The following is a 21493-nucleotide window of genomic DNA, read 5'->3' as shown; positions in this document are numbered from 1 at the left end:
ACAGGCATATACCTGCCACCTGATAACTGCGGCTCCGACCAAATGGAGGTCAGGAGTTGAGCATGAAGAAATATGCGGGTTACCCGGTCGAAGTCATTTGGGCGACGGTAAACGGTGAAGATGTCGAGGTTGGCGTCGTGTTCCAGTGGATCTGCGGCATGCGCCGTACAAGATGGTCCGATGACTTTGAGCCGTCGGACGGTGCGAACCTGAGGTACGAGCCCTATGAGGACGCAGGATAGACCGCCTCCAGCCCTAAAATGCTCGCGAGCGAGCTGAGCAGGACACGATTGTGATCCGGGGGCAATGACACCGAGAGAGAGAACACGCGGGGCAGAGATCGTTGCAAAGGCGACGACGGCTTGCAACGCTACCAAAGAGAACCGATAGGAGACCCATGAGATGAAAGAGATTTTCAACGTTGGCGAGACAATCTTGCTGGACGGCGCGCCGCTTGCACTGGTGACCCCCGATGGCGTCAAGGCCTGGATCGAAGACGGCGTTCAGCACAGCTTTCGCTATGACCAAGTGCGCGATCCGCTCAGCGGCCAGATGAAATACCGCTGTCTCTACGAGAAGTACGGGTCGGATATGCCGTTCGTGCTGGTAGGCAACCCTGACAGTGAAGAAGGCGCGCATGTTATTCTGTTCGACCAGAAGCCAGACGCATAGCCCTTCGGAATCTTATGCCAGGTGGCGAACACTAGAGCCCCTCGGCTTCGCCTGGCGGCAGCGTCCGCCTTGCAACAGGGATGCAGACCCGTCAGAGCTGAAAGCGGATCGTGATGGCGACCATGTGACAAACGGCTTGGGGTGGCTCAGGATGAGACAGACCAAGACGTATTGGCACAGGAAGACAGCAAGGTCAGAATTCAGGGCGGAGCCTCAGCAGCCCGGCCCCGCTTGCGGGGCTTGCCAATGTCGAAACCTTCACCATTGCAGACAGTCACGCACATCGCAGCATGGAAGCCTCTTTCGCAGGTGCGGCATCGTGTTCGGCCCTTTGCTGCCATTTACCATGCCGCTCCAATGCTGTGGTGCGGCCCGTCGAAGCGGCCACTCGTACATCGCGCAGCATTTCATCGACTGAATCGTCAGTCAGCGCACAAACCAATCTTTAAATTCCTTCACGACTTCCTGTTGTTCGCTTATGCTGCATCGCAGCAAGAGGCGTAGGCATGAGTGTTATCCTGATCTTTTTGGCGCTGACTCTACTGATCGCAGGGGCATGGCGCGGTATATCTGTGCTGGTCCTTGCACCAGTGCTCGCGACGCTTGCTGCATTCGCATCAGGCGCACCCGTTCTTGCGGGCTATACGCAGATCTTCATGCAAGCAGCGGGGGCGTTTGTGATCGCCTTCTTTCCGTTGTTCTTACTAGGTGCGCTTTTTGGAAAGGTGATGGAAGCATCAGGTGCCGCAGCGCGTTTGGCCAGTGCGATTGCATCGGCCCTGGGTGCGAAAAACGCGATCCTCGCGGTTGTTCTGGCCTGTGCCCTGCTGACCTATGGCGGTGTATCGCTGTTCGTAGTGGCCTTCGCAGCTTGGCCGCTGGCCCACGCGCTTTTTGTGCAAACTGGTCTTCCGCAAAGATTGATCCCCGCTTCCATAGCCTTGGGTGCCTTCACGTTCACCATGACCGCCTTGCCCGGCACGCCGTCCATCCAGAACGCGATCCCCATGGCGACCTTCGGGACCACGGCCTTTGCGGCCCCCGGACTGGGGCTGATTGCCGGTGCGGTAATGTTGGTGCTCGGTTTGGTCTGGCTGCAATGGCGGGTGCGCAAGCTTGCCGGTCACCACGTGGCTGCCGTAACCAATACGCCGACAACCTCTGGAGCATTGCCGCTCTGGAGAGCCGCCGCACCGATCCTGTCGGTCGGGGTCGTTACGCTGATCATGGGCAGCGTCGTGTTACCCCTGCTGGATACCGGATATCTGGCCGATGCCGCCTATGGCGCGACCGATTTGTCTCGTTTGCGAGGGCTTTGGTCAGTCATTACGGCGCTTGCTGTGGCACTGATCTTGGCCTTGATCCTCAGCCGCCCGCCACGGGTTATGCAGTCCCTGAACGACGGCGCGGAGTCTGCCCTGCTTCCCCTGTTCAACACAGCAAGTCTTGTAGGGTTCGGCGCCGTCATAGCCACCCTGCCGGGGTTTGACGTCTTCCGGCAAAGCCTTGACGGATTGGCAGGTGGCAATGCGCTCATCTCAGCGGCGCTATCATCGGCGGCCCTTGCCGGGATTACAGGGTCCGCATCGGGGGGCATGTCAATTGCGCTGGACGTGCTGGGGCCATCAATTATAGCGCAGGCAACCCTACAGGGCGTTGATCCCGCCTTGTTGCATCGTGTCATTGCGGTGGCCACCGGGGGGTTGGATACGCTGCCGCACAATGGCGCTGTCGTCACCCTTCTGGGCATTTGTGGCATGACGCACAGGCAGGCCTATGGCGATATCTTTGTGGTGGCAGTTGTTGTGCCGACCATCGCTTGCTCCTTGATTATCGCGCTTGGCATGGCGTTCGGGAGTTTTTAGGTCTCTGCCGTTCCACACGGTTGGTCGAGAGGGCTTATGAAGCCATCAGGCTTCACCGCAAGATCGGGGCATTCGAGCGTATTGATGCTGTTTTCGGCGGTATTGCCGATGAACACCCCACTCAGGCCGGTTCTGGCCACTGGTCCCATCACGACAACATCGGCACCAAGCGCTCGGCTTTGTTCCTGAATGACGGTTTCGGGTATCGCCGAAGCTATCGCAATCTAAAAGACTGGGCCGTCTTCACAGCCCAGAGCTGATCTCAAGCACCAGATGCGCGTCACAGCTCAGCTTCCCTAAAACTGTGCGCTCACGGACTGGCGCTGCCGTTCCGTTCATCAGGTGCCTCGTCCGACTGTCCGTTTTCTGGGACGGTCGGATGAACTTCGGCCTCGGCCTTCTCGGCCTTCTCGCGTTCGGATTCCCGCAGCAGCAGGCGTTCGATCCGCTGCTCGAGAAGGCGCGCTGTCTCATCGCGGGTCGCGATCTCCTGCGACAGGTCAAGGTAAAGCGAGACCGCGAGCAGGATCATCAAAAGCATGAACGGGAACGCCGCGATGATCGAAACGGTCCGCAGGCTCTCCAGCCCCCCGGCCAGAAGCAGCACTACGACCAGCACCATCTGCAAGGAGCCCCAAAGCACCCGCACCGCGCGTGTCGGGTTGAGCACGCCTTTTGACGTGAACATGCCAAGCACGAACGTGGCCGAGTCCGCCGAGGTCACGAGGAACATGCCGACAAGCGCGATGGACGCGACGGTCAGCACCCCGCTGGCAGGCAATTGATCGAGCAGGGCATAGAGCCCGGCCGGAACCTCGGTCGCAACGGCGTCGGCGATACCGGCATTCTCGAAGATCTCGAACTGGATGGCCGCGCCGCCGAAGGTCGAAAACCACAACATGCTCAGTGCCACCGGCACGATCATCACGCCCAGGACAAATTCGCGGATGGTTCGCCCACGCGAAATCCGGGCGATGAAACTCCCGACAAACGGCGCCCAGCTCAGCCCCCAAGCCCAGTAGAACATGGTCCATTGCTCAACCCACGCGCCATCCGAATAAGGCGAGGTGACAAGGCTCATCTGGATGACGTTGCCCAGGTATTCGCCCAGGGTTTGGGTAAAGACCCCGAAGATAAAGGATGTCGGCCCAAAGAGCAGTACCGCGCCAAGAAGCGCCGCCGCAAGCATCATGTTGGCATTGCTCAGTAGCCGTACGCCACGGTCCAGAGGGGTCATCGCCGAGAGTGTGAAGAGGATGCCGATAACAGCGAGGATCACCAGTTGCGCCGGGAAGCCGTAGGGGATGCCGGTCAGCTGTGAGACACCGCTGTTGATCTGCAACGCGCCAAGCCCCAGCGTCGTGGCCACGCCGAAGACCGTCGAGACGACCGTCAGCACGTCAATCGCCTTGCCCCAGCCGCCATCCACGCGAGTTCCCAAAAGAGGGCGGAAGGTTTCGCTTATCAAGCCATGGCTTTCGTGGCGAAACCGGACATAGGCGAGGGCAAGCCCCACCAGCGCAAAAGTCGCCCATTGGTGCAACCCCCAGTGAAAGAAGGCATAGAGCATGCCGGTCTGTGCCGCCTCGGCCGTGCGCGGCAGCCCGGAGTCGACCGGAGGGGCGTTGAAATGCATCATCGGCTCGGCCACGCCCCAAAACACGAGGCCAACGCCCATGCCGCCCGAAAAGATCATCGCAAGCCAGCTTTGAAATGAGAACTCGGGGCGCTCGTCCGGGGCCCCCAATCTTATGGTTCCGATCCGCGACAGGCCAAGGAACAGCACGAAAAAGACGAATCCCGTCATGACCAGAAGGTACATCCAGCCGACGTTCACCGCTGTCGCATGCAGCACGGCCCGCGCCACACGCTCAACCGCCACGGGCGCGATCGCCGCAGCCAGTACGAAGATCGCGACGATCGCAACCGACACGCGAAAAACGGCGCCGACATCACCAAGTATCTTCGTCGAACGGACGGGCCGACGCATTCGTGTCTCCTATTCTGATTGACATCCCAACCAGTGTGCCGAAGCCTTGCGAACTCCAAAGAGCCAAGCGAAGCTCCGCCCCGTCGCAGGTCGGGTGGCTCGCGATTTGATATGGCTACTTGTCGTCAATGACTTGCCCGTTCTCGGGAATTCCAACGCAAGGCTGTGATGATCGACCACGCCACTGCCGCTTGGATTGAACCTGCGGCAAATTGGAGGGGTGACGCCGCTTGACGTGGCGGCGAAAGTTGCGACGGTTGAGAAACGATTTTCCGGCTCGCTCCTCTCGATAAAAAGATCAGCCCATACGGGAACCTGTATTGCTCAAATTCAGGCGGCCCTGCACAGGCAAGGCCGGACGTCGTCCGGATCAGCGCCGCTTGTCGAGCTTGCCGAACTCGTTGTCCAGCAGCGCGCGCAGTTTCTTACCGGCCCCGCGCAAAGCCGCGTCGACGTCGTTGTCGCTATGGGTGACGGTCTGCGGTTGCATCCCTTCGGGTCGCGCCTCGATCGTGCACTTAATATCATCCGCACCGCCCTTGGCCCCGTTCACATCGACCAGATGCACCTCGATACGTGACAGGCGATCAGTCAGATGACCCAATGCACTGGTAACGGCTGACTCGGCTATTTGGGCGAGACGCTCATCACCCAGAATGTGGCTGTCGGTGTTGAGCTGGAATTGCACGTCAGATCTCCTCTTTGTTCAGTTCGACGGATATGCGATTAAGGGCCTTTTTACAAGGTTATGATAGCCGATCCAGCCGAACACCAAGCGGTGCACACTTTACGCTTGGACTCGCAACGGTCCTGTGGCGGTGCAGAACATAACCTGACTTTCTGCCACCTGAATGTCTGCTCCCATCAAAACCGAATGAAAGCATCGCACCGACAGCGAAGGTCCGGTGTCCGCCCTGCACGTTGCTGATGCTGCGGATGCGGGCAAATTGCGCGCAGATGCAGCGAACGACTGGAAGGTCGCCCGCAAAGCCGCCCGTCACTCGGCCTTGCTGAACTCCCGCGCGAGAATTTCCCGCGCATGCGCGACCCCCTCTGGGGTCAGGCTCAGCGACTTCGCCTTGTTTTTGGGATCATGGATCAGGCCTTTCTCAAAAAGCCGGTCTGTGATGTTCCAATCGATCCCCTTCCAGACCCGATCACCGTCATGCAGCGTCAGGCTGAGGATCGCGATGGCCGCATCATCGATCTTGTCAGTGTCGAGTGTCATCCCCTCCCCTTACGTTGGTTTCGCGCCGTTTCGTACGCGCGCGCGTCATGCATACCCTCGCCGCTTCTTCACCGCGGCAAGCTTCATCAGCGCGGTGACGGCGCGCCCTTCATCGGGATGCGGCTCGATCATCATCTGCCCACGTTCGCCAATGCGGCCCCATTCGCGCACCAGGCTGGCGCCCCCAAAGAGATCGGGTTGAATGCTCATGCGGTAAAAGCGGCGCATGTTGCAGGCTGGATCGATCCGCCGCATCTGCAGGTCGGTCGGGAACACCTCAAGTTGAGCGACAGAGTGAGACATATCGTGATCCAGCGGACTTTCTTCCATAATATCAAATGGACGCATTCCCTGCCACCTCGATTTCCCCGAGAGGGGAAAGGGGGCTCACGCCCCCTTCTCGAACTTCATGACCGGGATGCCGAGCTTCTTGGCCTTGTCGGCAAGGTTCTCCTGGATACCCGTGCCGGGGAAAACCAGAACACCCACGGGCAGCACATCCAGCATGGCGTCGTTGCGCTTGAAGGGCGCCGCCTTGGCGTGCTTGGTCCAATCGGGCTTGAAGGCCACCTGCGTCACGCCCCGGGCCTCGGCCCATTTGGCAGCGATGAGTTCTGCGCCCTTCGGGCTTCCACCGTGCAGAAGGACCACGTCGGGATACTTGGTCCGGACCTGATCGAGCTTGCCCCAGATCAGGCGGTGATCGTTGAAGTCGGTCCCGCCGGTGAGGGCAACCTTGGGGCCTGCGGGGAGCATCACCTCGGTTTCCGCGCGGCGCTTGGCGGCCAGGAAATCGCGGCTGTCGATCAGCGCCGCGGTCATGTGCTGGCGGTTCACCATCGAGCCGGTGCGGGGGCGCCAGGTCGATCCCGTGTGATGGACAAACTCGGTGGCGGCGTGATCGCGCATCATATCCATGCAGTTGCGTCGTTCGATCAGCGTCAGGCCTTCGGCCGTCAGGCGCTCGAGCTCGACGGATTTCACCTCGGAGCCGTCCTGCTCGCGCTGGAGGCGGCGCTGCGCCTGTTCGTTCTCGTCGAGCGACCGCTCAATCCTCGCCGTGGCGCGGTGAAAGAGGTTGACCTGGCCCCAGAGCACCTCTTCGAGGTCGGGTTCCATGCGGGTGTCTTCAAGGCTCGCGACGAGGGCATCGAAGATGTCGGCGACGGCGACCGCAAGGCGCTGCCCATCGGGCATCGGGCGCGGATCGGGCTCATCAAAAGGACGGAAGCCATAAAGCTGCAACTCGTCGAGCGCATGGGCGGTCTGGGATGCGGTGTGGGCGGGTTCATACGCGTCGTCGTGGGTGTGGATCGTCATCTGTTTCTTGCCTCCGGGCCTGTCTCATCCGCGCGACAACCCGCGCGGCCTTCATGGGCTGCGAAAGCCGTCACGGGGGCCGCCCCTTCACCCCGCCTTCGGGGCCGGAACGCATGTGGAGGAGGGCGGCAGGCAAGCTATTTGTTTCGCGATGCAAAGCGGGGGCTCGTCCCCCGCGGCGGAAATAGCTTGCCTGCCGCCCTTGATGGGGCGTCCCCTTTGACGGCCGCCTGCCCATCTCTTGAAGGCCGCTCGGGTGTCGGGTGGATGAGCAAGGCCCGGGAACAAGGCGAGGGCGACGATCTACAGCCACGACTGGACTGCAGGGACCCTACCCCGCACTCCCGGGCCACCCTTTGCGCGATGCAGCTCAGCCCAACAGGCGCTGCCGATCCTCTGGCCCGATCTGCCCTGCCAGATGCTGGCGCAGCGCGTCCTTGCCGCTCGCCCGGAGATCATCGTTGAAATCTCCGAGCCGCGGTTCCAGCACCCGGACGGCAATCCCGGCATCAAGGGCTCTGGCGCTCAACCTCTCTGCCGCGCGCTGCCCGGCCGGATCGCGGTCTATGGCGATGTAAAGGCGCTGCAGCCCCTCCGGCAACTGGACCGCCCCGAGGTGACCCGACGAGAGAGCCGCCCAGACGGGAAGGCCGGAGGCCGCCTCGGAAAGGGACAGCATGGTCTCGATGCCTTCGCCGACCACGAGGATGTTGTGCTGCGGGGTCAGCCTGACGGCATTGCCCAGGAGGTGACCCATGGCCCGCCGCTGCGTCTCGACCTCCGCCTTCCCCTGTCCGTCAGGTGCCAACCAGGTGCGATGCACACCCTGCAAGGCCCCTGCCCCATCGGTGACCGCAGCTATCAGCGCCGGTCTGGGGATGCTCCGGGTCTGGCCCTCATCCCGATGCCAGCACTTCGGGTGGAAGCGCAGCGCGCTCATCGTGCCGCCTTGGGTGATGCCTCGGGAGCGGAGGTAGGTGTCGGCAAGCGTGCCTGCGACCGGCACCGAGGCTGCAAACAATCGCGCCGCCGCCGCTGGCGTGCCACCGGGGGCTTTGGCCTTCTTCGGCACTGGCGTATTCGGGAGGACCGGCTGCGGACGGCCAAGATGCGCTCGGGCCTCGGCCAGAAGATCGGGAAAGCGCGAGATCCCGGTTCGCTCGCGGATGATGTCGAGGAGATCGCCATGCTGTCCGACAGCCGCGTCCTGCCATTTGCCACGGGCTCCCGGTCCTGATGTGGGTCCAGTCAGCCGCACGAAGAGCGACCGGCCGGGGTTGTTCTGCAAATCGCCGACGATCCAGTAGGACCCTTCCCGCCGTCCGGCGGGAAGGTAGGCGCGACACACGCTCTCTGCGTTCTCCGCCAGAGCGCGGATCACATCTTCAGTCTCGGAATACATGGCTCAGCACCCTCCATGCGCATGTAGTCCTGTCACGCGACAACGTGCAAGCAGACGATCAAGCACTGCGATGCCGCTCGAGTCTGCTGGGCAGAAGAGCCGCAGCTTCCAGGCGATAATTTCCGAGAAGAACCCATCTGCCTTGAGCCGGTCCTTGGCGGCACCCAAAAAGCCCGACAGCTCGATCCGGTTGACGCCCATGACGCGCGAGCGGTGCAGCTCCATCCCTTCGGCCAAGCGCACGACCGTCTTGCCCTCCAGAACAAGGGCATGGACCTGCGCCGCCGTGAGCTTCGGCGCGTCGCTCGCCAGTGTGGTCGCGACCCAAGACGGCGAAACGCGGCGACCGATGATGCGCTGACCGTCATCGGTCTGCAGCCGGTAGACGCGGGTTTCATCCTGGGGGAGCTGCTTCCAGATCGGCAGCAAGAGGCCCGCCACGATATGCAGGGTGGTTTCCGAGAACTCCGGCACTTCAGCCAGTTCTGCCGTCCAGGCTTCAGTAAAGGCCGCGCGGTCGGCTTCCAGCCAGTGTGTGTCGTCCATGATTTTGGCCGGCACCGTGCTGGCCTCCGTCGGGCGGATCAGCCGCAGGCGGGGTTCGATGGTGCCGTCGTCCAGCATCAGGCTGGTGGCGGGCACCTGCACGGCGGCCCGGCCCGAGCGGCTGTTGACGAGAAGGCGAGCCTTGGGATCGTCGAGCCAGTCGAGCGCATCCGCCAGTGACAGCGGTGTATTGCGCTGCTTTTGCGCGATGGTCAGAAGCTGGGTTTCCGCGCCGGAGCCGGGATGGGTGTAGATCACCCGCGCATCCGTGACGCGAAAGCTTTCGGCGCGCAACGTCTCGAGCCCGAGGTCGTAGACCCCGGCGGCGATAGCGCCCTCGATCCGTTGGTCGAGGAGTTCCTCGAAGGCCGCGAAGACCACAGCCTGCATGTCGATCGTCAGCGCCAGCAGGCGATTGAGGAAGGTCGTGATCGGCGGCAGGTCATCCTTCAGACCGTTGTCATCAGTCAGGCTGAGGCCGGTCGCATCCTCAAACGCCCCGAGCGAGCAGCCCGCAACATCGCCTCGATAGATGCGGCGGTAGAGTTGACGCAGGGCGTCGCGGGCATAGGGGGACTCCAGATTGTCCTCCGGCCGGAACAGACCCTGCCCGCCGGTCTGGCGCTGGCCGCGCGTTATCGCACCAAGCGTGTCGAGGCGACGCGCGATGGTCGAGAGGAACCGCTTTTCTGCCTTTACATCGGTCGCGACGGGCCGGAACAGCGGCGGCTGCGCCTGATTGGTGCGGTTGGTGCGCCCAAGGCCCTGGATGGCAGCGTCTGCCTTCCAGCCGGGTTCCAGAAGGTAATGAACCCGCAGGCGCTGGTTCCAGGCCCCAAGATCGGCGTGATAGCTGCGCCCCGTGCCACCCGCATCCGAGAAGATCAGGATGCGCTTCTGGTCATCCATGAAGGCGGCGGTTTCCGCGAGGTTGGCAGACCCCGCCCGGCTTTCGACGACGAGCCGCGCCAAATGACCCTCGCCCTTGCGCACGATGCGGCGCGAGCGGCCCGTCACTTCCGCCACCAGATCGGTGCCGAAGCGCTGGACGATCTGGTCCAGCGCGCCGGGCACAGGCGGCAGGCTTGCCAGATGCTCGATCAGCGCATCGCGGCGGCGCACCGCCTCGCGGCATTCCACCGGCTGGCCATCGCGCGTGACCGGGCGCGAGGACAGATTGCCCTCGCTGTCAGTGAAGGGCTCGTAGAGCTGCACCGGAAAGGAATGGGCGAGGTAGTCAAGGCAGGCCTCTCTTGGCGTAATGTCAACGCGCACATCGTTCCATTCGTCCGTAGGGATGTCCGACAGGCGGCGCTCCATCAGCGCCTCACCGGTTGAGACGATCTGGATGACGGCAGCATGGCCTGCTGCCAGATCAGCCTCGATGCTGGAAATGAGGCTGGGGGTCTTCATGGAGGTCAGGAGATGACCGAAGAAGCGCTGCTTGGCGGACTCGAAGGCCGAGCGTGCCGCGGATTTGGCCTGACGGTTTAGCGTGCCGCCGGATTCGCCAGTAATGTTGGCCGCTTCCAGCGCCGCGGACAGGTTCCGATGTATGACTCCGAAGGCGAGCGCATAGGCGTCATAGATGCCGCGCTGCTCTGGGCTGAGCGCATGAACCAGCATTTCGTATTCGACGCCGTCGTAGGAAAGCGACCGGGCGGTGTAGAGGCCAAGGGACCGCAGGTCGCGGGCGAGCACTTCCATGGCCGCCACGCCGCCCGCCTCAATGGCCTCGACGAATTCCGCGCGGGTGGCGAACGGGAAATCTTCCCCACCCCAGAGCCCGAGGCGCTGCGCATAGGCGAGGTTGTGCACCGAGGTTGCGCCGGTGGCCGAAACATAGACCACGCGGGCATTGGGCAACCTGTGCTGCAGCCGCAGACCCGCCCTGCCCTGCTGCGAGGCCGTGACATCGCCGCGCTCGCCCTTTGATCCGGCGGCGTTGGCCATGGCATGGCTTTCGTCAAACAAGATCACCCCGTCGAAATCAGCCCCCAGCCAGTCGACGATCTGATCGACGCGGGACTTTTTTGCGCCCCGCTCCTCGGAGCGCAGCGTGGCATAGGTGGTGAACAGAATGCCCTCGCTCAGCGGGATGTCGCGGCCTTGTGCAAAACGCGACAGCGGCGTGACCAGCAGCCGCTCCTGGCCAAGGGCAGACCAGTCGCGCTGAGCGTCCTCGAGAAGCTTGTCACTCTTCGAGATCCAGAGCGCCTTGCGCCGACCCTGAGCCCAGTTGTCGAGCACAATCCCGGCCGACTGGCGGCCCTTGCCCGCCCCGGTGCCGTCGCCAAGGAAGAAGCCGCGGCGGAAACGGACGGCGTCAGCGGCATCGTCCGGCGCGGCCGAGACCATGTCGCCGGTCTCATCGACGGTCCAAGACCCCGCGAGATAAGCGCCATGCGCCTCGCCCGCGTAGATCACAGTCTCAAGCTGCGCGTCGGACAGAAGGCCATCGCGCAGGATGGCGGCTGGAAGCTTGGGCCGGTAGCTGGGTTTTGGGGGCGCGACCGAAGCCATGGCCGCAGATTGCACAAGCTTGGTCGGGTGCGGTTCCGCTCCGGGAATGTCGATCGCCTGCAGACGGAAGGTCTCATAAATAGCATCCGACAGGCGCGCGCTGGCCCCGTCCTCGGTTGCTTCGCGCAGGGTATAGGCGAGGTCTGCGGCCTCGATCTGCACCGCGGTGTTGGTGGGGGCTGTTGCAGGCGTGGCGCGCGACGAGCTGATGCCTGTGCGCGTGGTGCGGGCAGGATTTCCCGGGAAGGGGGAAGTGGGGCCCTGCCCGGCTGGTGCGACCTGCGCCAGTTCGAGGCGCGGGGGGACAAGGGTAGTGATCAGCGACAGCAGGCTGGCGACATCAGGCGATATCGGGCGCGCCAGATCGGCTGTGATGCCGCCCGCCTCGCCACCGCGGCATTTGTCGAAGACCGAAATCCGCGTCTCGAAGCTGGTGCCGTGCTTGGCGAAGGCGGCACCGGCTACGGCACCTGTAAAGACCAGATGCGCGGTCTCGGTCAGGCGGGCGAAGGTTTCCGCCCAGGCAGGGGCGTCGGGCGCGAAGCCCGCACCGGTGATGGCGACCAACCGTCCGCCGGGGGCCAGACGCGCCAGCGCCGAGCGCAGATGCCGCGATGTCGCCTCGGTGGTGCGGGCGTCGACATTGGCCACCGCCGAGAACGGCGGGTTCATCAGGATCACGCTCGGGCGCAACCCTGCGTCCAGATGATCGTCGATCTGGGCTGCGTCAAAGCCCGTGACAGGCCGGCCCGGAAACAAGCGACGGAGGAGATCGGCGCGGGTGTCGGCCAACTCGTTCAGCGCGAGGCTGCCGCCCGCGATTTCCGCGAGGACCGCCAGAAGGCCCGTCCCAGCCGATGGCTCCAGCACCAGATCGCGCGCGGTGATCTGTGCTGCAGCCATTGCGGCCAGCCCCATAGGCAGCGGCGTCGAGAACTGCTGGAACCGCTCCATCTCTTCAGACCGCCGCGTATGGGTCGGCAAAAGGCCGGACACCTTGGCAAGGATCGGCAGCAGCGCTGCGGGCGAGCCCGCCCGCGCCAACAGCGCGCGGCCAAACTTCCGCAGGAACAAGACCAGCGCTGCCTCGCCTGCTTCATAGGCCAGCTTCCAGTCCCATGCGCCGGTCGCATCAGAGCCGCCAAAGGCGCGCTCCATCTCAAGGCGCAGGCGCAGCGCGTCGATCTGGAAACCCTGCGCCAAATCAGTCTGCAGCGCTTTGGCCACGCTCAAGATCGCAGCGGCCGTATCGAGGGACGGGATAGGGGCGACAGGCGCAAGGGCGCGCTCGGTCGCAAAGGGGGCGAGATGGGTCATCGGGAAACTCCGGAATGAGGGACAGGATCAGGCCCGGACACCCTCTTTCGGGCACCCTCAGGCCTGACCTTCCCCGGCCATCCTCTTCCTCTCAAACCCCATGATTTCCGCAGGCGGCTTGCTTTTGTTCCTATTATGTTCTATTTTACGAGCCACGCTAAGAAGGGAGATCCCCGATGGAAAGCACCACTTACGCCCTGCCCGCGACGCCCAAGCAGATCGCCTACGCCCGCGCGCTGGCCCTGCGCAACCAGACGCTTTTGCCGTGGAAGGTTCAGCAAGATCGGCGCTCCTTGAGCGCCTGGATCGACGCGCAGGCCAAGCTGAAGCCGGGCACGCAGGACAGCCGCCCGACATCAAAGCAGGTCGCCTTCGCCGAGCGTCTCGCCCGGATCAAACGCCGCGCCGTGCCGGATGAGTGTTTCCGCGACAAGGGGCTGATGTCGAAGTGGATCGACGGGAATAGGTGAGGACGGCACCGGCTGACTCCGGCCTTCCGGAGCTTCTGCCATACCGCGGCTTGGCAAACCGAGCGTAGTTGCCAACCTACAGGTTGGCAGGGGCACTTTGGGACATCAGCCTCGGTCAAGCTCCTGTCCGAAGGACCAAGACCTGGGCCCGGCGGGACGCCGGGAGGTGCCCACATCTGCCTTCGGCAACCACCGCAAGTCGTAGTCGTCTCTCGACCCAGCGTCTTCAGATCTTCCTCCACTTGGGGCTAGCCCCTCAGTTCTTTGGAAATGGTGATTTTGGAGCGTCCATAACGCTGGAAAAGCAACCTCATCGAAGAAAACTATAGTGGTCTCTTGGGGCAGAGACGTCGCCTTCCTCAGCGAGTCTATAGGAAGCCCAGAAGACCGGCGGACTCAGTCCAAAGCCTCAAAGAACAACTGATGGTCACACGGCTTCAAGTGCGTGACGTCCAGCCTGTTGCCGTTTGCCGGTTTCATGTCTTCGGACCTCCAAGGGCGCTTGCGCTGTAACTCGTCAGCCGACAACCGTAACCGAGTAGTGCGGTGTCCCATTCCAAACAAGATCCCAGGATGCGCCCGGCCGGACGTTCTGGATCGCGTGCGGCTCGAAGCAGACGAGGCAATTCCCACCCGGCCCAGGTGCCCGGACCGAGGGATAGATCAGGCCACGCGATCCAGCCCGGCGCAGATGCTGGGCGAGGCTTTGGCCCTCAGGATATCCGACAGCCGGATCGGGATGCAGCGCCGGATGGCCCGGTTCATCGGTCAGATCATCGAAAATCCCGATGAAATCCGCCAGCAGTTCAACATAGCGAGCGCTGTCATGGAAGCTGCCGGTAAAGCCGAGTTCACGGGTGCGGTGCCAGGCCACTTCGCTGACAGAAACCATCACCTCCCACGCGCAGTACCAGGCGCCACGATCTTCGGTGTTGAAGCGGTTCCCGTCGGCGCGGGTATAGGTGAAGGCGGCGTTGACATGACTGTCGCCGTAAATGCGCAGATCGCGGCTGCGCCGCTGCCAGGCCAGCTCGCGCGGGTCCAGATGCGGGTTGCGGCCACGTTCCGCCAGAAGACGGCCGCTGGTCAGGCCCTCGATCTCTGCGAGGACCTCCATCTCGTCATCGGTATCGACGAGACCGCGCAGGGATGGCGGCTTGTGGTAAGTGGCGGGCAGGAGACGAACGAGACCACGATCAGAAATCTCGGTCTGCTTCATGCCCCACCGCGCAATGCATCAAGATAGGTCCGAACCGCGAGAATTTGCGGCAAGCCCCCGTCGATGGCGGTATCAACCGGACGGCTACCCCCGAACAGCGGCCCTGTGTTCGGTCGGGTGAACCAGCTTCGCGCGAGCGGCTCGGAGAAGTAGAGTTCGAGCGACTTGTAGATGCCGATCACCGCACTGAGTCGCAGGAGTTGATCCTTGGTCAGTTCTCCCGCAAAGTCCGGCTTCTTGGCGCGCTTCCACGTGCTCACCGTCATATCGGCAAGGCCAGCCGCTTCGTTCAGGTTAAGGCCCCAAGCATCGACCACGCGCGCGTAAGCCTTCAACGCGACGGCGTTGATCTGTGCGGGTTCCCGGATTTTCTCAGCAATGTACATGGCGTCCTCCATTGGGCTGAATATAGATCATATGGCCTCATTGTAAAGATCAAATGAACTGCCCGCGCTCTCACCCGAACCGGCGCCCTTCTTCGGTGAAGGTGTACTCGTTGACGATGATCCCCTCCTCTATGGCCTCGTCCGAGGTCAGGTGGTCGTATTCAGCCTGAAGCTGGCGGTAGAGCCAGCGGGCCAGGTCACGCAGCGCCTCGGTCACGATCTCCTCGGCGTCTTCAGTCGGCTGCTGCCAGATCGGGCTGTCCCGCGTGACGTCCACGGACATGGTGTATTCGTGGTAGTAGCGGCCGCGGTGGCTGACCTCGGCAGCGAGCTGGTAGAAGTTGCGCCGCTGGATGGCCTGCAGGCGGTCACCAATGCCATGCAGCGTCGCATCCTGGGGCGCATAGTCCCGGATGCGCGCGGCAGCGCCCTTGGTGTGGCTGAGATAACCCTCGAAGCAAGCCCCATCCCCTTGGCTCCAGAATCCGGAGAACCAGATGCAGGGCTTGGCCCGCGTCCCTCCGCCCATCAGGCGGACGGGGGTGGTTTTGAGCCGGACGCCGAGAATCTCGCAGACCCTCTCGAAATCCTCGTAGACCGCGTCCCACCAATCATCATGGGGCCCAAGCTCACGATACCAGCTGCGCGCCTTTTCCTTGGCTGCATCCGAAAGCTCGGGGAACTGGTAGACTGTTTTGCAGATCACCTCAGGCATCGACGTCCTCACCGATCAGCGCGGCGGCCAGCCATTCATGCGTGCTGGTCCAGCCGATGGACTTGCGGGCACCAAGATCAATGACATGCGCGCCGCCGCCGAAGGCGTCGAGGCGCGGACGGGAACAGGTCAGACCATACTGGAACCCCCAGAGGCCGGTGAGGTCGAGGTCTTCTGCCAGGCGCAGCACGAAGCGGATAACCGCCTCGACATCGCCGTGCTCGTCGTCATGGATCCAGAGGGTGCTGCCTTCGGGCGCGCCCTGGTGCGCAAGAGTGAAGCCCGAGACCTCCGGGTCATCGGCGTCCTGATCCGCGGCGCGCAAGTCATGAAACAGCGCGAGTGCGCGGGCGGCCTTTTCGGGGCTGCCGACGTCGATCAGGCATGAGAAATGGGTGAAGTAATCCGCCATGGGGACCTCCTGAGATTGAGAAACCCGGGCTTTGGGGCCGGGCGCTGGATTGGGATGAAGGGTTGGTTGGAAGCGATCAGCCGGTCGGATTGTCACCCGCCGCCTGTCGCGCGGCATGCGCGCAGAGCATCTGCCGGTAGAAGCGCTTGCGCGCCGTCCGGAAGCTGTGCACGGCGCGCGTATCGGGGTGCAGCGCCCGGACCGCCGCGCGCAGAACTGTCTGGGGCGATGCCGTCGGCGGCAGACCGAGGCGCAAGTATGCGGGATCAGTCATGTCAGCTGACCTCGACCACGGGCGCGGCGAGATGCGGATCGACCAGTGCCTCGATCCGCTCGGCCCGGCCCATCCATGGCTCGGGTCGGATGGCCTTCACCCAGTCAGCAAAGCTCGGGATGAAGCCGAGGTCTTCCTTCACATGCTGTTCGCCGACCCAGCGGGTCGGGATGACACGTCCGGTCGAGAGCGTGAGGGTCGGGCCGAAAATCCTCTCGGCCATGAAGATGCCCTCGGCATGGTGGCGCAGCGCCCGGTGCCGGAAGTCAGCAGTGATCTCCTTGCTCTGGTCGATTATCTGGACACTTGCGATTTCACCTCCAAGGCTGAAGTTTTCACCTTTTTCCGAGGGCAGATTATGCAAGTCACCAGAGCTCGAGAGGGGACTGTCCCTCGCTATTTTGTCCGCGATGATGCAGGCAGAACAGCACAGCCACATTCGATTTCCAGATCATCCCCTCGCCTTTGCGTCCGAAGAGCGCGCCCGACCACCGAAACGTGTTTTCTTTGGCTTTGCCCTCGCGGCTTCTGCGTATCCCTGTAGCGCGCCTGTGTAGGTCTGCACCGCAGTCTCGAATTCCTTGTCGCCCATGGAGATCGCCGCGGGTGCTGCGGGTTCTGGTTGCTCAAGGGTGATTTTCTTCGGCCTGTTCGAGACTGGCGCTGCAGCAGGAGGATAGGGCAAGGCATGCCCCTGCCGTGCTTTGTCGATCTCCTCAAAATGCCGGTCCGCATAGTAACGGATGTGATCCGCCTTGATGGGATATTGCCCCTCGGGCAGGACAAGGACCTTGTCGAGCGGGAAACGCAATAATTCAGCGGGCGATACCAACGCCCGTTCTTCCGAGCGACGGCTGATATTTGCGCTCTCCGAGAGCTTGCGCACGGTTGCCTGTGATCTGGTCTTGCCCACGATCGTGCGCTTGCCGAGGGCTGCGGACAGCACGTCTGCGGTGCGATCATCCTGCGGGGTCATGTAGATTTGCACACCAGCACCGGCCTGCAGCGCGCGGCGGTCGGTTTCGCCGTAGATGCCCTCAAGGCCGGGAATCGACTGCGAGATGATAAAGAGCCGCCCGCCATAGGAGCGGATCGTCTTGATGCTCTGCAAGACCAGGGGTTGTTTGCCCAGTTGGTCGAATTCATCCATCAGAAACATGACGGGATGTGGCTCGTCCGGTCCGGGATGCGCGCGCTGCAGACATGCGATGGCATCGGCGAACAGGAGCCGGATCAGGGGGGCCAGTGTTTTCAGGTGCTCCGGCTGCACGACAATATAGAGCGACTGTGGCTCTCGTCGGAACGTCCCGAAGTCGAAATCGCTTGCCTGTGTCGCTCGGTCCACCGCCGGATCGAGCCAAAGCTCCAATCCGGCCCCGCGGATCACACTGACATAGGAATCGAGAATCTTGTCCACTTCGTCGGCCATGCTCAGGAAAATCTCTGCCACCACCGGGTTTGCGGTCTGCATCGCGGCCCGTTTGTAGAATTCCTTTTTATTGCCGCCGCCAGTCATGATCCGCAGCGCCTCACCGATCGTCGGCTTTCCGGTCTCGATGGCATAGAGGCAAGACGCCACGAACAGGCTGCGTCCGGCCTGGAAAAAGCTCTGCGCGTTCACGCTTTCGACGATGAGGAACAAGTCCGCCATGGTGTTGACGGCGGTGTATTGCTGCTCGGGGCTGGGCAGATCGGCAATGCGCTGGAGAGGATTGAACCGGTGCGTGCGGGTCAGGACAGGCCCGTTCTTGCCCTCGGGCTGAACGTAGTCATAGGGCGAAAAGTACCAGACCTGATTGTTCAGCGCCTTTTGGCGGTGGATGGATGTCTTCTCGAAATTCTCGCCCTTAACGTCGAGGATCACGGCACTGCCCTGGAAGTGTAAAAGGTTCGGTAAAACGAAGCCTACCCCTTTGCCCCGGCCCGTTGGCGCGATCATCATTGCGTGTGGAAAGCGATCTGGCGTGGCAGACACGAAGGGCGCGCGGGACGCAGGTGACCCGAGCTTGCCGAACAGAAAGCCGTTCTGGGAAAGAGAAGCCGACATACGGTTGCGGCGGAGCTCGGGACGCGACTGGAAATGCGCATCATCATAATCGGTGAGCGACCCGCGATGAACGGATGTCGCTCCTGTCGCCGCCAGAAGCAGGGCAGGAAGTGCCGTGATGAGCCACGCAGTATGTTCCACCGCAGGGTTCGCCTTGATCCGTGGATCAGACAGATTGAGCAGCCAAAGTTCGAAAATATCGAACCCACCCAGGTCTTCGCCAAATCGCGCCATCAGATAGAGCGTGGCGATCGCGGCACCGATCCAGGTGCCAACACCGAGACCGAGCAGGATGGCGATCGGATACCGCCAACGGCTTTCCATTGCATGCAGCATGTTTTGAATCCTCTAGAGGCCGTAATCGCCACTGGTATCGTCCCGGTCGCGCCCCCGCTCCTCGGCGCGCTCGAAAGCCTCGATCCGGGTCCGATAGGTGGCGGCGGGTTCGCTGTCGCGGCCGGCAATGTCATCACCCGCATCCACCGCGGCGATGGCCTTTAGCTCCGAGAACACGGCTTGTCGCAGACCAGGGTCTTCGATGCGGTCCATGAGCGGATCGATCCGGCCCGCTGCCAGCTGATCCATATCCCCGTCGCGCAGGTCTTGCCGCACGTCGGAGATCAGCTTGTCCAGCGTGACGATGTCGGCAAGGCGGCTGCCTTGCCCCGCGTCGAGAATGTCCTGACGCGCCAGATCCGCCAAAAGATCACGATCCATGTGCAGCCCCGCAAAAACATCACGCGCGCGCGCCTGCAGGTCGCGTTCGAGCCCAAGCCAGTCCGAGCGCTCCTGAGCGTCCACTGGGCGTGACGCTTCGAGTTGCGCCTCGCTGCGATGGGGTGCGGTGAAACGGGCAGCAACTTCTTCGATGCTGCTTCCCGCCTCCTCAAGCCGGGTCTCCATCGGTGCCAGAACGCGCGACAATTCCGCTCGGAAACTCTCAAGCGCAGCAGCGGCCTCAGCTGCGAGCGGATTGCCCTCCTCGCCTGCGCGTGCGGCCAGGCCCGCAATCCCCTGCACACTGTAGGGATCGCGCTCCGGCGACACCGGTGAAGAATGATCCGCAAGAAAGTCGCGGCCCAGAAGCGTGCCCATCTCGCGGGCCTGCCCGGCAAAGAGCTGTTCCAGTCCGACCTTTTCGGCACCGGGTGCCATGTCCTGAATGGCGCTCCAGGCGGTGTCGGCTTCCGCCCGCAATGTTTCGCGGGCGGCGATCAGACGACCGATCACATCCGCCCCGGCCACGGGGATATCAGCCCCTTCGGCAAACCCTTCTTTCACCGGCAGTCCTTTCATCAAGTTGTTGGCGGCAAGCTCTGCGCCTTGCGCGATGCGCCCCATCCATCCGTCCGGAGGGGCGGCAATTTCCAGACTCAACCCGGCAAGCTGCGCCAGTTGCCGATACTCTTCGGCATGTCTGTGTATTTCAACCTCTCGCAGGGCGCGTGTTGCAGGATCCAGCGGCGCGACCACCGGCTCCCGCCCCTCCTTGCGGGCCGCCTGCAAATCCGTGTCGCGCGGGGCGTTTCCCATGATGCCGCGCGACAGACGGGACGAGGCGTTCAGCACCAGCCCGTGCTCGCCCGCGATCTGAGCATGCAACTCGCGCATCATGTCATAGCTGATCTCGGAATGGCGGCTGATCGAGAGGAACTTGCCATCCTCCATCCCGACTTTATCGACAAGAACATGGGCATGCACATGATCTGTGTTGCAATGAAGAGCCGCCACATACCGATATCGATCCCGGTAATCCCCACCGAAGACCTCCTGCGCCCACTCACGCGAGATGGCTTCCGCCAGTTCCGCCTCGGTTCCTTTGGGAAAGGACAGGATAATGTGATCGGTATGGCCTCGTTTCGGCGCGCCGGACCAGGATGCGCTCCAATCGGCAATGACACTTTCCATGCCACGCTCGCCAAAGACACGATCGACGCCGATCTGGTTCGACCAGGCTGCGACCTGCGCCTCGTCGCGCAGGATGTATTTCATCTGTCGGCGTAACTCTTTGGGCGAATGACACCCGCCCGTGCCGACCCGCTTCACCACGCTTTGCGGCACGCGCAGCGCGTTCCAGGACAATACCGCAACTGCCCCGCCGGACGTGCCACGCCGACGGCCCGGCGATACGCGCGCCTCGCCCGCCATGGCTGCAGAACGCCGTCCCACATGAGGCAGTATCTCGCCCAATACCGCCTGCTGGAGGGTGCGTGTTTCAGCCATCGCGCTGCCCCTCCCCAACGTCCCGAAGATCGGACACCCGGACGAAGGACCCGCGCAGCGAGGCCGCGCGCAAAGCCTGCACAGCCCGGGCAACCTCTTCAGCCCGGTCCGCAAGCCGACCGACCAGTGCCGCGTCGCGCGCGTTCCACCGCAGCTTGCCCGCATGGGCAAGCTTCAGCATCTGCACAAGATTGCGCGCCAAGGCATTGAGCTGATTGGCCGACGCCTTGAGCGCCGTGACCTCGTCCCGGCGAAACGCGACAATGCCGGATGACAGACGGATCATGTGCCGGAGCAGACCCGACGTGGTCATGCCCGTCTCGGCCACAAGCGCCTCGAATGCTTCGGCCTCACGGGCGGACACCCGAACCTGCAGCACGCGGCCCCTGGTGGTTCGATCCGTCACCATACCGCGCGCCCGCACCCGGGCGGCAGTGGGCCGTGAGCAGCCAACACGCCGTGCGATCTCGTCGTCGCCAAGCCCTTGAGCGGCAAGCCGGAGAACTTCTTGTCGGGCAGTGGTGGAGAGACGTTTGGACATGGGCGGCAAGATTTACCATTAGATAGTTCTTGTAAACACAAAAACTCTAATGAGTCGTCGTACAAGTTTTGTCATACATAATACCGTTCCTGTCAACGTCCCTTCGGTCCGTTGTCGCACCTTCGGTGATCAGCACGCAGGGCCTTGGCCATGCGTGCTGCACCCCCCCCCGCGACAACGAACAGACCGAAGGGACACCGCCTCCCCCGCGCCGCGATCCGGGCCCTCGCCCGGATCCTGAACAGGCGCGGGAATGATGTCGGCGCAGCCGACACAACATCCCTTCATTGGCGTTGACTGCTGCAAGGGGATTTTCCCCGGGAAGAGAAGAAGACCTTGCAGG

Annotated in this window: 21 protein-coding genes; 4 read left to right on the top strand and 17 right to left on the bottom strand. The window is 62.8% G+C overall.

Annotated features, from left to right (window positions below; genetic code table 11):
- Window positions 1–62: 62 nt before the first annotated feature.
- The 3 genes from GC127_RS00205 (at window position 63) to GC127_RS00195 (ending at window position 2537) form a co-directional block, all read left to right on the top strand.
- Window positions 63–242, top strand: a complete 180-nt coding sequence (locus GC127_RS00205; protein WP_151975978.1) for a hypothetical protein — start codon at window positions 63–65, stop codon at window positions 240–242.
- Window positions 243–402: 160 nt separating this feature from the next.
- Complete coding sequence (locus tag GC127_RS00200) at window positions 403–672, top strand: hypothetical protein (RefSeq protein WP_009819899.1); 270 nt, start codon at window positions 403–405, stop codon at window positions 670–672.
- A 506-nt stretch (window positions 673–1178) separates the two neighbouring features.
- Entirely contained in the window at window positions 1179–2537 is a 1359-nt protein-coding gene (locus tag GC127_RS00195) for a GntP family permease (RefSeq protein ID WP_151975979.1), read from the top strand.
- Here GC127_RS00195 and GC127_RS00190 read toward each other — a convergent pair.
- From GC127_RS00190 to GC127_RS00155, 8 genes are all read right to left on the bottom strand, one after another.
- Window positions 2534–2686: a hypothetical protein gene (locus tag GC127_RS00190; protein WP_254699947.1), complete on the bottom strand. Its 153-nt coding sequence runs from the start codon at window positions 2684–2686 to the stop codon at window positions 2534–2536. The two genes, GC127_RS00195 and GC127_RS00190, sit on opposite strands and share 4 nt — an antisense overlap.
- 161 nt (window positions 2687–2847) lie before the next feature.
- Entirely contained in the window at window positions 2848–4527 is a 1680-nt protein-coding gene (locus GC127_RS00185) for a BCCT family transporter (protein WP_151975980.1), read from the bottom strand.
- A gap of 370 nt (window positions 4528–4897) precedes the next feature.
- The gene (locus tag GC127_RS00180) at window positions 4898–5215 is read right to left on the bottom strand and encodes an HPF/RaiA family ribosome-associated protein (protein ID WP_151975981.1); all 318 of its coding nucleotides are present in this window, start codon (window positions 5213–5215) and stop codon (window positions 4898–4900) included.
- A 309-nt stretch (window positions 5216–5524) separates the two neighbouring features.
- Window positions 5525–5755 carry a DUF6429 family protein gene (locus GC127_RS00175; protein WP_151975982.1) on the bottom strand — a complete coding sequence of 77 codons (231 nt, stop codon included), beginning with the start codon at window positions 5753–5755 and terminating at the stop codon, window positions 5525–5527.
- A 45-nt stretch (window positions 5756–5800) separates the two neighbouring features.
- Window positions 5801–6058 (bottom strand): WGR domain-containing protein, encoded by a 258-nt coding sequence (locus GC127_RS00170; protein WP_151976025.1) that lies wholly within the window; start codon window positions 6056–6058, stop codon window positions 5801–5803.
- An 84-nt stretch (window positions 6059–6142) separates the two neighbouring features.
- Window positions 6143–7075: a DUF2493 domain-containing protein gene (locus GC127_RS00165; protein WP_151975983.1), complete on the bottom strand. Its 933-nt coding sequence runs from the start codon at window positions 7073–7075 to the stop codon at window positions 6143–6145.
- 370 nt (window positions 7076–7445) lie between these two features.
- Entirely contained in the window at window positions 7446–8477 is a 1032-nt protein-coding gene (locus GC127_RS00160) for a toprim domain-containing protein (protein WP_009820104.1), read from the bottom strand.
- Window positions 8478–8480: 3 nt separating this feature from the next.
- The gene (locus GC127_RS00155) at window positions 8481–12863 is read right to left on the bottom strand and encodes a strawberry notch family protein (RefSeq protein ID WP_151975984.1); all 4383 of its coding nucleotides are present in this window, start codon (window positions 12861–12863) and stop codon (window positions 8481–8483) included.
- Window positions 12864–13039: 176 nt separating this feature from the next.
- Between GC127_RS00155 and GC127_RS00150 the strand changes: the two genes are divergently transcribed.
- Window positions 13040–13333, top strand: a complete 294-nt coding sequence (locus GC127_RS00150) for a hypothetical protein (RefSeq protein WP_151975985.1) — start codon at window positions 13040–13042, stop codon at window positions 13331–13333.
- Between the two features lie 517 nt (window positions 13334–13850).
- Here the strand turns inward: GC127_RS00150 and GC127_RS00145 are convergent.
- The 9 genes from GC127_RS00145 to GC127_RS00100 form a co-directional block, all read right to left on the bottom strand.
- Complete coding sequence (locus tag GC127_RS00145; RefSeq protein ID WP_151975986.1) at window positions 13851–14552, bottom strand: RES family NAD+ phosphorylase; 702 nt, start codon at window positions 14550–14552, stop codon at window positions 13851–13853.
- Window positions 14549–14950, bottom strand: coding sequence for an MbcA/ParS/Xre antitoxin family protein (locus tag GC127_RS00140; RefSeq protein WP_151975987.1), 402 nt, complete (start codon window positions 14948–14950; stop codon window positions 14549–14551). The genes GC127_RS00145 and GC127_RS00140 overlap by 4 nt, the downstream gene beginning before the upstream one ends.
- 58 nt (window positions 14951–15008) lie before the next feature.
- Window positions 15009–15653, bottom strand: coding sequence for an antitoxin of toxin-antitoxin stability system (locus GC127_RS00135; RefSeq protein WP_151975988.1), 645 nt, complete (start codon window positions 15651–15653; stop codon window positions 15009–15011).
- Window positions 15646–16065 (bottom strand): hypothetical protein, encoded by a 420-nt coding sequence (locus GC127_RS00130; RefSeq protein ID WP_151975989.1) that lies wholly within the window; start codon window positions 16063–16065, stop codon window positions 15646–15648. Before GC127_RS00130 ends, GC127_RS00135 begins: the two co-directional genes overlap by 8 nt.
- Before the next feature lie 76 nt (window positions 16066–16141).
- Window positions 16142–16339 (bottom strand): hypothetical protein, encoded by a 198-nt coding sequence (locus tag GC127_RS00125; RefSeq protein ID WP_151975990.1) that lies wholly within the window; start codon window positions 16337–16339, stop codon window positions 16142–16144.
- Between the two features lies 1 nt (window position 16340).
- The gene (locus GC127_RS00120) at window positions 16341–16703 is read right to left on the bottom strand and encodes a hypothetical protein (RefSeq protein ID WP_368372776.1); all 363 of its coding nucleotides are present in this window, start codon (window positions 16701–16703) and stop codon (window positions 16341–16343) included.
- Between the two features lie 87 nt (window positions 16704–16790).
- Window positions 16791–18722, bottom strand: coding sequence for a type IV secretory system conjugative DNA transfer family protein (locus tag GC127_RS00110; RefSeq protein WP_151992541.1), 1932 nt, complete (start codon window positions 18720–18722; stop codon window positions 16791–16793).
- A gap of 12 nt (window positions 18723–18734) precedes the next feature.
- Window positions 18735–20609, bottom strand: coding sequence for a relaxase/mobilization nuclease domain-containing protein (locus GC127_RS00105; RefSeq protein WP_199861147.1), 1875 nt, complete (start codon window positions 20607–20609; stop codon window positions 18735–18737).
- On the bottom strand, window positions 20602–21150 hold the full coding sequence (locus GC127_RS00100) for a helix-turn-helix domain-containing protein (RefSeq protein WP_151975993.1): 549 nt from the start codon (window positions 21148–21150) through the stop codon (window positions 20602–20604). Before GC127_RS00100 ends, GC127_RS00105 begins: the two co-directional genes overlap by 8 nt.
- Window positions 21151–21493: the final 343 nt, after the last annotated feature.

Origin of the sequence: Roseovarius sp. EC-HK134 (assembly GCF_902498815.1) — a bacterium.
Taxonomy (GTDB): domain Bacteria; phylum Pseudomonadota; class Alphaproteobacteria; order Rhodobacterales; family Rhodobacteraceae; genus Roseovarius; species Roseovarius mucosus_A.
The sequence above is the reverse complement of the archived record's forward strand: the minus strand, read 5'-3'. Positions and strand labels throughout refer to the sequence as shown.

Excerpts from the sequence above, each read along its gene's own strand:
- GC127_RS00205 (WP_151975978.1), top strand. The coding sequence starts at position 63 with ATGAAGAAATATGCGGGTTACCCGGTCGAAGTCATTTGGGCGACGGTA.
- GC127_RS00200 (WP_009819899.1), top strand. The coding sequence starts at position 403 with ATGAAAGAGATTTTCAACGTTGGCGAGACAATCTTGCTGGACGGCGCG.
- GC127_RS00195 (WP_151975979.1), top strand. The coding sequence starts at position 1,179 with ATGAGTGTTATCCTGATCTTTTTGGCGCTGACTCTACTGATCGCAGGG.
- GC127_RS00190 (WP_254699947.1), bottom strand. The coding sequence starts at position 2,686 with ATGGGACCAGTGGCCAGAACCGGCCTGAGTGGGGTGTTCATCGGCAAT.
- GC127_RS00185 (WP_151975980.1), bottom strand. The coding sequence starts at position 4,527 with ATGCGTCGGCCCGTCCGTTCGACGAAGATACTTGGTGATGTCGGCGCC.
- GC127_RS00175 (WP_151975982.1), bottom strand. The coding sequence starts at position 5,755 with ATGACACTCGACACTGACAAGATCGATGATGCGGCCATCGCGATCCTC.
- GC127_RS00170 (WP_151976025.1), bottom strand. The coding sequence starts at position 6,058 with ATGTCTCACTCTGTCGCTCAACTTGAGGTGTTCCCGACCGACCTGCAG.
- GC127_RS00165 (WP_151975983.1), bottom strand. The coding sequence starts at position 7,075 with ATGACGATCCACACCCACGACGACGCGTATGAACCCGCCCACACCGCA.
- GC127_RS00160 (WP_009820104.1), bottom strand. The coding sequence starts at position 8,477 with ATGTATTCCGAGACTGAAGATGTGATCCGCGCTCTGGCGGAGAACGCA.
- GC127_RS00155 (WP_151975984.1), bottom strand. The coding sequence starts at position 12,863 with ATGACCCATCTCGCCCCCTTTGCGACCGAGCGCGCCCTTGCGCCTGTC.
- GC127_RS00150 (WP_151975985.1), top strand. The coding sequence starts at position 13,040 with ATGGAAAGCACCACTTACGCCCTGCCCGCGACGCCCAAGCAGATCGCC.
- GC127_RS00145 (WP_151975986.1), bottom strand. The coding sequence starts at position 14,552 with ATGAAGCAGACCGAGATTTCTGATCGTGGTCTCGTTCGTCTCCTGCCC.
- GC127_RS00140 (WP_151975987.1), bottom strand. The coding sequence starts at position 14,950 with ATGGAGGACGCCATGTACATTGCTGAGAAAATCCGGGAACCCGCACAG.
- GC127_RS00135 (WP_151975988.1), bottom strand. The coding sequence starts at position 15,653 with ATGCCTGAGGTGATCTGCAAAACAGTCTACCAGTTCCCCGAGCTTTCG.
- GC127_RS00130 (WP_151975989.1), bottom strand. The coding sequence starts at position 16,065 with ATGGCGGATTACTTCACCCATTTCTCATGCCTGATCGACGTCGGCAGC.
- GC127_RS00125 (WP_151975990.1), bottom strand. The coding sequence starts at position 16,339 with ATGACTGATCCCGCATACTTGCGCCTCGGTCTGCCGCCGACGGCATCG.
- GC127_RS00110 (WP_151992541.1), bottom strand. The coding sequence starts at position 18,722 with ATGCTGCATGCAATGGAAAGCCGTTGGCGGTATCCGATCGCCATCCTG.
- GC127_RS00105 (WP_199861147.1), bottom strand. The coding sequence starts at position 20,609 with ATGGCTGAAACACGCACCCTCCAGCAGGCGGTATTGGGCGAGATACTG.
- GC127_RS00100 (WP_151975993.1), bottom strand. The coding sequence starts at position 21,150 with ATGTCCAAACGTCTCTCCACCACTGCCCGACAAGAAGTTCTCCGGCTT.